The 3,427-nt window shown below is 40.1% G+C and carries 2 protein-coding genes; both read right to left on the bottom strand.

Translation table 11 applies throughout. From position 1 onward, the window contains the following. Positions 1-328: NAD(P)-binding protein (locus Q0192_RS06665; protein WP_299287954.1), on the bottom strand; the 328-nt coding region annotated here is incomplete at its 3' end. A gap of 255 nt (positions 329-583) precedes the next feature. Next, positions 584-3,427, bottom strand: a 2,844-nt coding sequence (locus Q0192_RS06660; RefSeq protein ID WP_299287952.1) for a DNA-directed RNA polymerase subunit beta', incomplete at its 5' end; no start/stop codon positions are given.

Raw genomic sequence — 3,427 nt, 5'->3', positions numbered from 1 at the left:
CCGGTGTTTTTACTTTCCACAATTGGTAAAAAGTATTCATGTTGAAAGGCAAATTGTATAAAACGCCTTTGTAATCTGCAACCGGCGTGTTGGTGTAACGGTTAAACTCGACAAAGGAATTCACATAATCCCAAATCCGTTTGTCATTGGTATGGAAGATGTGCGCGCCATACTTGTGCACATTAATGCCTTCAACACTTTCGCAGTAAACGTTACCGCCGGCGTGGTCCCTTTTATCAATAATTAAGCACTTTTTTCCTCTTTTTTTAGCTTCGTAAGAAAAAACTGCCCCAAATAAACCAGAACCAACAATTAAATAATCGTACATAAATTAAACAAATTTCTAAAATCTAAAAATGTGAATATAATGAAAGTCTTTTTATTGATCTAACAATTTAAACTATTCTGTTAATTATTTTCATAACAAATAAACCGCCTTTTTGATGCTTCTTTTAGCAGATAAAATTTAGTAATGCCAATCCACTCATTTTTGCTCAGGCTGATGCTTCTTTTATGGCATAAAAAAGCCCAAACACTTTTTGTAAGTGTTTGGGCTGATAAATTTATGTTGATAAAAGAAGCATTACGCTTCTACTTCTTCTGATTTGGAAGCCAACAAACGGTCAAATTCTTCCTGAGAACCTACACGAACGTTATCGTAAGCGCGCAAACCAGTTCCCGAAGGAATCAAGTGGCCAACAATTACGTTTTCTTTCAAACCAAGCATCTTATCGCGTTTACCTGCAATCGCTGCCTCGTTCAACACTTTGGTTGTTTCTTGGAAGGAAGCCGCAGAAATAAACGATTTAGTACCCAAAGATGCGCGGGTAATACCTTGTAACATTTGGCTTGAATTTGCGGCGATAGCATCGCGTGCTTCCACCAGTTTCAAATCCTTGCGTTTCAATACCGAGTTTTCATCACGCAATTTACGAACGGAAATGATTTGACCTGGTTTCAAATTGTTTGAACTTCCCGGGTCAACAACCACTTTTTGATCGTAAATCTCGTCGTTCTCCATCATAAAATCCCAACGGTCAACTGCTTCTCGTTCTAAGAAACGGGTATCGCCTGCATCTTCAATGGTAACTTTTTGCATCATTTGGTGAACAATGACCTCGAAGTGCTTATCGTTGATTTTTACACCTTGCAAACGATAAACTTCCTGGATACCGTTAACCAAATATTCCTGCACTGCTGCCGGTCCTTTGATGGCCAAAATATCAGCCGGAGAAATAGAACCGTCAGACAACGGCATACCAGCTTTGATAAAGTCGTTATCCTGAACCAAAATGTGTTTAGAAAGCGGAACTAAATATTTCTTAACCTGACCATCTTTTGATTCAATCGTGATCTCGCGGTTACCTCTCTTAATGCCGCCTAAAGTTACAACGCCATCAATTTCGGTAACAACCGCAGGATTGGATGGGTTACGTGCTTCAAACAACTCGGTTACACGTGGCAAACCACCGGTAATATCGCGGGTTTTACCAGTTGAACGAGGAATTTTAGCAATCACCTGTCCGGTTTGAACTTTTTCGCCTTCATCAACCGCAATGTGCGCACCAACCGGAATGTTATATCCTTTGATGACGTTTTTGCTGCTGTCAATGATTTGGATAACCGGGTTTTTGGTTTTATCGCGTGTATCAATGATTACTTTTTCGCGGTGACCAGTTTGCTCATCAGATTCTTCACGGAACGTAATACCTTCCTGAACTGCTTCAAACTGCGTTTTACCGGCAAATTCTGAAATGATGACTGCGTTGTACGGATCCCAAGAGCAAATACGATCACCTTTGGAAATTTGTGTGTTATCTTTCACATACAAATAAGAACCGTAAGGAATATTGTTGGTTACAATGATCTTGTTGGTATCTTTTTCGATGATTCTAAACTCGCCGGAACGGCCTAAAACAACATCAACTTCGCCTTCTTCTGTTTTGTACTGAACTGTCCGAACGTTTTCAAACTCGATAATCCCATCAAATTTAGCGTTGATTTGAGACTCAGCAGCAATGTTAGAAGCTGTACCACCAACGTGGAAAGTACGCAACGTTAACTGTGTTCCCGGTTCACCAATAGATTGTGCCGCAATCACACCAACTGCTTCACCACGTTGTACACGTTTACCACTGGCCAAGTTACGGCCATAACATAATGCACAAACACCTCTTTTAGCTTCACAAGTTAATACAGAACGAATTTCGATACCTTCTAACGGAGAATTTTCTATTTTTTTAGCAATATCCTCCGTAATGTCATTTCCACCTTCAATCAATAATTCGTTGGTTAATGGATCATGCACATCGCTTAAAGCTGTACGACCAAGGATACGATCATATAATGGTTCAACAATATCCTCGTTATCTTTTAAAGCGGTTGTGTAGATACCTCTTAAAGTACCGCAATCCGTTTCGCCAACGATCATATCCTGCGCAACATCATGTAAACGACGGGTTAAGTAACCGGCATCAGCCGTTTTTAAAGCAGTATCAGCCAGACCTTTACGTGCACCGTGTGTAGAAATGAAGTATTCTAATACCGACAAACCTTCTTTAAAGTTAGATAAGATCGGGTTTTCAATAATTTCACCGCCTGAACCTGATTTTTGAGGTTTTGCCATCAAACCACGCATTCCGCATAGCTGACGAATCTGCTCTTTAGAACCACGCGCACCGGAATCCAACATCATATAAACAGAGTTGAAGCCTTGGTTATCGGTTGACAAAATCTCCATTACGTTTGCGGTCAAACGGTTATTGATCCTGGTCCAGATATCAATAATTTGGTTGTAACGCTCGTTGTTGGTAATGAAACCCATGTTGTAGTTGTTCATTACCTCTTCAACTTCTTTCGAAGCCTGATCAATCAGCGTAACTTTCTCCGCAGGGATATTTAAATCCTGTAAGTTGAAAGACAAACCGCCGCGGAACGCCATTTGGAAACCCAATTCTTTAATTTCATCCAAGAATTGAGCAGCGCGTGCCATACCGGTATTTTTTACCACATCACCAATAATATCACGCAGTGATTTCTTGGTCAGCAGTTCATTAATGTAACCAACTTCTTCCGGAACCATTTGGTTAAACAACACACGGCCAACAGTTGTATCAATCACTTTTTTTACAATCTGTCCATCGCGTTCTTTAACGTTAACTTTTACTTTGATGAAAGCATGCAAGTCTAATTTCTTCTCGTTGTAAGCAATAATCACTTCTTCAGGAGAATAGAAAGTTAAACCTTCACCTTTAATTACGCGGTCAGCATCTGTTTTACGGCCTTTTGTAATATAGTACAAACCTAAAACCATATCCTGTGAAGGAACAGTAATTGGCGTGCCATTTGCCGGGTTCAAAATATTGTGTGAAGCCAGCATCAAAATTTGGGCTTCCAAAATAGCAGCATTACCAAGCGGTACATGCAC

Source organism: uncultured Mucilaginibacter sp., from assembly GCF_937859865.1.
Lineage (GTDB): Bacteria > Bacteroidota > Bacteroidia > Sphingobacteriales > Sphingobacteriaceae > Mucilaginibacter_A.
Note: the sequence above shows the minus strand (reverse complement) of the source record. Positions and strands in the feature narration are given on the sequence as shown.